Annotated in this window: 4 protein-coding genes, 3 tRNA genes and 2 rRNA genes (1 of these 9 only partly in view); all 9 read left to right on the forward strand. The window is 55.4% G+C overall.

Annotated elements, in window-relative coordinates:
• Window positions 1–2,508 (forward strand): 23S ribosomal RNA (locus tag DM872_RS16925) (it extends 383 nt beyond the left edge of the window).
• 136 nt (window positions 2,509–2,644) lie between these two features.
• Window positions 2,645–2,760, forward strand: a 5S ribosomal RNA gene (gene rrf, locus DM872_RS16930).
• A gap of 184 nt (window positions 2,761–2,944) precedes the next feature.
• Window positions 2,945–3,901 carry a bifunctional biotin--[acetyl-CoA-carboxylase] ligase/biotin operon repressor BirA gene (gene birA, locus DM872_RS16935; protein ID WP_179060568.1) on the forward strand — a complete coding sequence of 319 codons (957 nt, stop codon included), beginning with the start codon at window positions 2,945–2,947 and terminating at the stop codon, window positions 3,899–3,901.
• Window positions 3,891–4,640, forward strand: coding sequence for a pantothenate kinase (locus DM872_RS16940; RefSeq protein WP_179060566.1), 750 nt, complete (start codon window positions 3,891–3,893; stop codon window positions 4,638–4,640). The genes birA and DM872_RS16940 overlap by 11 nt, the downstream gene beginning before the upstream one ends.
• 9 nt (window positions 4,641–4,649) lie before the next feature.
• Window positions 4,650–5,327 (forward strand): SPOR domain-containing protein, encoded by a 678-nt coding sequence (locus tag DM872_RS16945; protein WP_179060567.1) that lies wholly within the window; start codon window positions 4,650–4,652, stop codon window positions 5,325–5,327.
• 142 nt (window positions 5,328–5,469) lie between these two features.
• Window positions 5,470–5,554: transfer RNA gene (locus DM872_RS16950), tRNA-Tyr, on the forward strand.
• 26 nt (window positions 5,555–5,580) lie between these two features.
• Window positions 5,581–5,654, forward strand: a tRNA-Gly gene (locus DM872_RS16955).
• A 26-nt stretch (window positions 5,655–5,680) separates the two neighbouring features.
• A tRNA-Thr gene (locus DM872_RS16960) sits at window positions 5,681–5,756 on the forward strand.
• An 84-nt stretch (window positions 5,757–5,840) separates the two neighbouring features.
• Window positions 5,841–7,030 (forward strand): elongation factor Tu (gene tuf / locus DM872_RS16965; protein ID WP_179059910.1); only part of this gene is annotated, 1,190 nt, incomplete at its 3' end.

Raw genomic sequence — 7,030 nt, forward strand, 5'->3', positions numbered from 1 at the left:
TTTGTCTGAATATGGGGGGACCATCCTCCAAGGCTAAATACTACTGACTGACCGATAGTGAACCAGTACCGTGAGGGAAAGGCGAAAAGAACCCCGGAGAGGGGAGTGAAATAGAACCTGAAACCGTATGCGTACAAGCAGTGGGAGCCTACTTTGTTAGGTGACTGCGTACCTTTTGTATAATGGGTCAGCGACTTATATTCAGTGGCGAGCTTAACCGAATAGGGGAGGCGTAGCGAAAGCGAGTCTTAATAGGGCGTTTAGTCGCTGGGTATAGACCCGAAACCGGGCGATCTATCCATGGGCAGGTTGAAGGTTAGGTAACACTGACTGGAGGACCGAACCGACTACCGTTGAAAAGTTAGCGGATGACCTGTGGATCGGAGTGAAAGGCTAATCAAGCTCGGAGATAGCTGGTTCTCCTCGAAAGCTATTTAGGTAGCGCCTCACGTATCACTCCAGGGGGTAGAGCACTGTTTCGGCTAGGGGGTCATCCCGACTTACCAAACCGATGCAAACTCCGAATACCTGGAAGTGTCAGCGTGGGAGACACACGGCGGGTGCTAACGTCCGTCGTGAAAAGGGAAACAACCCAGACCGTCAGCTAAGGTCCCAAAGTTCTAGTTAAGTGGGAAACGATGTGGGAAGGCTTAGACAGCTAGGAGGTTGGCTTAGAAGCAGCCATCCTTTAAAGAAAGCGTAATAGCTCACTAGTCGAGTCGGCCTGCGCGGAAGATGTAACGGGGCTCAAACTAGACACCGAAGCTACGGGTTCGTCGTAAGACGAGCGGTAGAGGAGCGTTCTGTAAGCCTGTGAAGGTGAGTTGAGAAGCTTGCTGGAGGTATCAGAAGTGCGAATGCTGACATGAGTAACGACAATGCGAGTGAAAAACTCGCACGCCGAAAGACCAAGGGTTCCTGCGCAACGTTAATCGACGCAGGGTGAGTCGGCCCCTAAGGCGAGGCAGAAATGCGTAGTCGATGGGAAACGGGTTAATATTCCCGTACTTCTAGTTATTGCGATGGGGGGACGGAGAAGGCTAGGCCAGCTTGGCGTTGGTTGTCCAAGTTTAAGGTGGTAGGCCGAACACTTAGGCAAATCCGGGTGTTCAAGGCCGAGAGCTGATGACGAGCGTTCTTTTAGAACGCGAAGTGGTTGATGCCATGCTTCCAGGAAAAGCCTCTAAGCTTCAGATAACTAGGAACCGTACCCCAAACCGACACAGGTGGTTGGGTAGAGAATACCAAGGCGCTTGAGAGAACTCGGGTGAAGGAACTAGGCAAAATGGCACCGTAACTTCGGGAGAAGGTGCGCCGGTGAGGGTGAACGATTTACTCGGTAAGCCCATGCCGGTCGAAGATACCAGGCCGCTGCGACTGTTTATTAAAAACACAGCACTCTGCAAACACGAAAGTGGACGTATAGGGTGTGACGCCTGCCCGGTGCCGGAAGGTTAATTGATGGGGTTAGCGCAAGCGAAGCTCTTGATCGAAGCCCCGGTAAACGGCGGCCGTAACTATAACGGTCCTAAGGTAGCGAAATTCCTTGTCGGGTAAGTTCCGACCTGCACGAATGGCGTAACGATGGCGGCGCTGTCTCCACCCGAGACTCAGTGAAATTGAAATCGCTGTGAAGATGCAGTGTATCCGCGGCTAGACGGAAAGACCCCGTGAACCTTTACTGTAGCTTTGCACTGGACTTTGAGCCTGCTTGTGTAGGATAGGTGGGAGGCTTTGAAGCGAGGACGCCAGTTCTCGTGGAGCCATCCTTGAAATACCACCCTGGCATGCTTGAGGTTCTAACTCTGGTCCGTCATCCGGATCGAGGACAGTGTATGGTGGGCAGTTTGACTGGGGCGGTCTCCTCCTAAAGAGTAACGGAGGAGTACGAAGGTGCGCTCAGACCGGTCGGAAATCGGTCGCAGAGTATAAAGGCAAAAGCGCGCTTGACTGCGAGACAGACACGTCGAGCAGGTACGAAAGTAGGTCTTAGTGATCCGGTGGTTCTGTATGGAAGGGCCATCGCTCAACGGATAAAAGGTACTCCGGGGATAACAGGCTGATACCGCCCAAGAGTTCATATCGACGGCGGTGTTTGGCACCTCGATGTCGGCTCATCACATCCTGGGGCTGAAGCCGGTCCCAAGGGTATGGCTGTTCGCCATTTAAAGTGGTACGCGAGCTGGGTTTAGAACGTCGTGAGACAGTTCGGTCCCTATCTGCCGTGGACGTTTGAGATTTGAGAGGGGCTGCTCCTAGTACGAGAGGACCGGAGTGGACGAACCTCTGGTGTTCCGGTTGTCACGCCAGTGGCATCGCCGGGTAGCTATGTTCGGAAGAGATAACCGCTGAAAGCATCTAAGCGGGAAACTCGCCTCAAGATGAGATCTCACTGGGATCTTGAATCCCCTAAAGGGCCGTCGAAGACTACGACGTTGATAGGTTGGGTGTGTAAGCGCTGTGAGGCGTTGAGCTAACCAATACTAATTGCCCGTGAGGCTTGACCATATAACACCCAAACAATCTGGTGATTGTGGGTGCGACTGGTTGAAGTCGACAGACCGAAAATTGGCCTGAACCGCAAAGACAGACTGTCACATACCTGATTCGGGATCGCGTCATCGACGAGATCCCAGCCGAATTGCTTGACGACCATAGAGCGTTGGAACCACCTGATCCCATCCCGAACTCAGCAGTGAAACGACGCATCGCCGATGGTAGTGTGGAGCTTCTCCATGTGAGAGTAGGTCATCGTCAAGCTTCTATCCCAAACCCCCGACCCGCGAAAGCAGGTCGGGGGTTTGTCTTTGGGCGCGAGAAAAGTGCCTTCCGCGACGCGATTTGCGCAAGGCCCGGTTTGATGCTGATTGCTCTGCGCGATTTCTATGCAACCCGAGTGTGCATGGATATGATGCCTGCCTCATTAAAAGCTGGATCCGGCAACATGCTGACCCTATTGAAACTTCTGCAGGATGGACGTTTCCACTCAGGCCAAGCCTTGGGTGAGGCGCTCGGCGTAAGCAGAAGTGCCGTCTGGAAGCAGTTGCAGCAACTGGAAGCGGAGCTCGGCCTCGCTATCTATAGGGTGCGGGGTCGGGGCTACCGGCTGCAGTTTCCCCTGAGCCTCCTCGATCAAGATGTGCTGAATCGGAAGGGGTCTCCCTGGCCTCACCGAGTGTTTGAGTCTTTGGATTCGACGAACGCGGAGGTCTCCCGAGCGCTTGCTGTGGGTGGGCTGCCACCTTTTGCAGTCGTTGCGGAACGGCAGACGGAAGGGCGAGGGCGAAGGGGGCGTCGGTGGGTGAGTCCTCATGCGCAGAACCTCTACTACAGTCTTGCTTTGCGCGTCGATGGTGGTGCTCGTCAGCTAGAAGGCTTGAGTCTTGTGGTTGGGTTGGCGGTGCTAAAGACCCTGCAGTCATTCGGGCTGACATCTGCTGGTCTCAAATGGCCAAACGACCTGCTGATCAACAATCGCAAGATCGCTGGAATCCTTCTCGAGCTGTTAGGTGACCCGGCTGACATCTGTCATGTCGTCATTGGGATCGGAATCAATGTGAACATGCAGCTGTCGGCCGAGGAGATAGATCAGCCCTGGACCTCGATGCAGATGGAAAGCACTGCATTAGTGGACAGGAATGCTTTGGTGCTTCGCTTGAGTGATTATCTTGACGACTATCTGAAGCGTCACAAGAGGGATGGCTTTTCTGCTCTTCGAGAAGAGTGGGAAGCCGGACATCTCTGGCAGGGGCGACAAGTCAATTTGATCGCCGGTGTGCAGGGCATCCAGGGAGTGGTCCTGGGGATAGACGCGACGGGCGCCCTGCGCTTGAACGTCGATGGTGAAGAGCGAGCTTACAGTGGTGGAGAGCTCAGTTTGAGGTTGAGTGATGATTCTTGAGCTTGACTGTGGCAACAGCTTTATAAAGTGGCGTGTCATTGACAGCGCACAGGTCGCGACAATTGCGGGCGGCGTGGTCGGCTCCGACGAGGAATTGATTTCTGCATTGCGAGCGGTGCCTGGATTGGCGCTTCGCAACTGCAGGCTGGTCAGCGTGCGTTCTGATGAGGAAACGCGTGCACTGACTGGGCGGCTTCAGGATGTCTTCGGCGTGGTCTGCGTATGTGCCTTACCGGCTGCTGAAATGTCCGGAGTACGCAACGGCTATTCAGAGTTCCAGCGTCTTGGGCTCGACCGCTGGCTAGCGGTGTTGGGTGCCTATCACATTGCCCGCAAGCCTTGCCTGGTCCTTGATCTGGGGACTGCGGTGACATCTGACTTGGTTGCTGAAAATGGCGAGCATCTCGGCGGATTCATCTGCCCCGGTATGCCGCTGATGCGCAACCAATTAAGGACCCACACTCGTCGAATTCGCTATGACGATGAGGCTGCGGAAAGGGCGCTGCTCGACATGGCTCCCGGCCGCTCGACGGTGGAAGCCGTGGAGAGAGGGTGCCTTCTAATGCTGCGCGGCTTCGTTCAGGCGCAGATCGAACTGGCGGCTGAGCATCTCGGAAATGATTTCGAGGTCTTCCTTACTGGTGGCGATGCGCTGCTGGTAAAGAGCGTATTGCCGCGCGCAAGGGTATTGCCTGACCTGGTATTCGCCGGTTTGGCGATTGCCTGCCCATTGCATTGAGGTTGATCCATGCGCTGGTTGTTCCTGTTTCTCCTGGTCCTCAATCTCTTCTACTACGTTTGGCATCAGCAGCAGGCGCCCCTGCGTCCGAAAGAGGTAGAGAGCCTTTCTCTCTATAAGGGGGGGCAGCAGGATATCCGGCTTCTCAGCGAGTCCGGCAATGTCCAGCCGAGGCGCGCTGCAGTGCCTCAGGTGCCGACAGAGGAGGCTGTCTGCCTCTTCCTGGGAGGATTCGAGCGAGAAGAACAGGCGCGTGAAGTGGAGCAGCGCCTCACTAGTCTGGATGTGCGCTCGACCGTGCAGCCTGTCGATGCCGCTGCCGGTACTGACTATTGGGTTTACCTGGCGCCCCTCGCATCGCGAGAGGCTTCCTTGCGTCAACTCAAAGAGCTCCAGGCGCGGAAGATCGATAGCTACATCGTGACGCAGGGAGATCTGGTAAACGGAATCTCCCTCGGAATCTTCCCTCGAATGGATTCTGCAGAGAGTGTCATGCAGCGATTGCGCGACGCCGGCTATGAGCCCTTCATGCGCGAACTGGCCCGAGCACACCGTGATTACTGGGTGCGTATTGCCCCGGAAAGCCGCAGATTGGTTGACGATCCATTGCTCGAGCAGCTGTCTCGAGATTTTTTTGGGTTAAAACATCAACTTATGCCGTGCGAAGGTGTTGCATCTCCTCGTTAGCTTGAATAGAATGGCGCCCGCTTCGCAGCAAGGCTCAAAAAGCTGAATTGCGAAGCAGCTGTCAAATGAAGCTAACCTCAAGATTTTAATGAGAAAAAGCTTGACAGCAGGGTGGCAGATGTTGAAAATGCCGCCTCACTTTGGAGGGATTCCCGAGCGGCCAAAGGGATCAGACTGTAAATCTGACGTCATAGACTTCGAAGGTTCGAATCCTTCTCCCTCCACCAGATTCAAAGCGAGAGCTGCAGGCTCCGCGGGTATAGTTCAGTGGTAGAACCTCAGCCTTCCAAGCTGATGATGCGGGTTCGATTCCCGCTACCCGCTCCAGGTTTACTGCTTTCGCAATGTGTTTGGCTCATGTAGCTCAGTTGGTAGAGCACACCCTTGGTAAGGGTGAGGTCAGCGGTTCAAATCCGCTCATGAGCTCCATCTTAACAAAGGCAGATATGAAAATATCTGCCTTTGTTTTAATGGTGGCGTGACTCGCTCAATTCTTGATGGGAGACGTTCTCGATGGCTAAAGAAAAGTTCGAACGTAACAAACCGCACGTCAACGTTGGCACCATCGGTCACGTTGACCATGGCAAGACCACTCTGACTGCTGCTCTGACCAAGGTCTGCTCCGAGACTTGGGGTGGCTCCGCTCGTGCGTTCGACCAGATCGACAACGCGCCGGAAGAGAAAGCCCGCGGTATCACCATCAACACCTCCCACGTTGAGTACGATTCCGCTGTTCGTCACTACGCTCACGTTGACTGCCCCGGTCACGCTGACTACGTGAAGAACATGATCACCGGTGCTGCGCAGATGGACGGCGCGATCCTGGTTTGCTCGGCTGCTGACGGCCCCATGCCGCAGACCCGCGAGCACATCCTGCTGTCCCGTCAGGTAGGTGTTCCTTACATCGTCGTGTTCCTGAACAAGGCCGACATGGTTGACGACGCCGAGCTGCTGGAACTGGTCGAAATGGAAGTTCGCGACCTGCTGAACACCTACGACTTCCCGGGCGACGACACTCCGATCATCATCGGTTCCGCTCTGATGGCCCTGGAAGGCAAGGACGACAACGAAATCGGCGTTTCCGCCGTTCGTAAGCTGGTTGAGACCCTGGACTCCTACATTCCGGAGCCGGTGCGCGCCATCGATCAGCCGTTCCTGCTGCCGATCGAAGACGTGTTCTCCATTTCCGGTCGTGGCACCGTGGTAACCGGCCGTGTTGAGCGTGGCATCGTCAAGGTTCAGGAAGAAGTCGAGATCGTCGGCATTCGTCCGACCACCAAGACCACCTGCACCGGCGTTGAAATGTTCCGCAAGCTGCTCGACGAAGGTCGTGCCGGTGAGAACGTTGGCGTCCTGCTGCGCGGCACCAAGCGTGACGACGTAGAGCGTGGTCAGGTTCTGGCCAAGCCGGGCACCATCAAGCCGCACACCAAGTTCGAGTGCGAAGTGTACGTGCTGTCCAAAGAAGAAGGTGGTCGTCACACCCCGTTCTTCAAAGGCTACCGTCCGCAGTTCTACTTCCGTACCACTGACGTGACCGGTAACTGCGAACTGCCGGAAGGCGTTGAGATGGTAATGCCGGGCGACAACATCAAGATGGTTGTCACCCTGATCGCTCCGATCGCCATGGAAGATGGCCTGCGCTTCGCGATCCGCGAAGGCGGCCGTACCGTTGGTGCCGGCGTTGTAGCCAAGATCATCGA

The organism is Pseudomonas taiwanensis, from assembly GCF_013393345.1.
Taxonomy (GTDB): Bacteria; Pseudomonadota; Gammaproteobacteria; order Pseudomonadales; family Pseudomonadaceae; genus Metapseudomonas; species Metapseudomonas resinovorans_C.

Coding starts and splice junctions, on each gene's coding strand:
- birA (WP_179060568.1), top strand. CDS start 2,945: ATGCTGACCCTATTGAAACTTCTGCAGGATGGACGTTTCCACTCAGGC.
- DM872_RS16945 (WP_179060567.1), top strand. CDS start 4,650: ATGCGCTGGTTGTTCCTGTTTCTCCTGGTCCTCAATCTCTTCTACTAC.
- DM872_RS16940 (WP_179060566.1), top strand. CDS start 3,891: ATGATTCTTGAGCTTGACTGTGGCAACAGCTTTATAAAGTGGCGTGTC.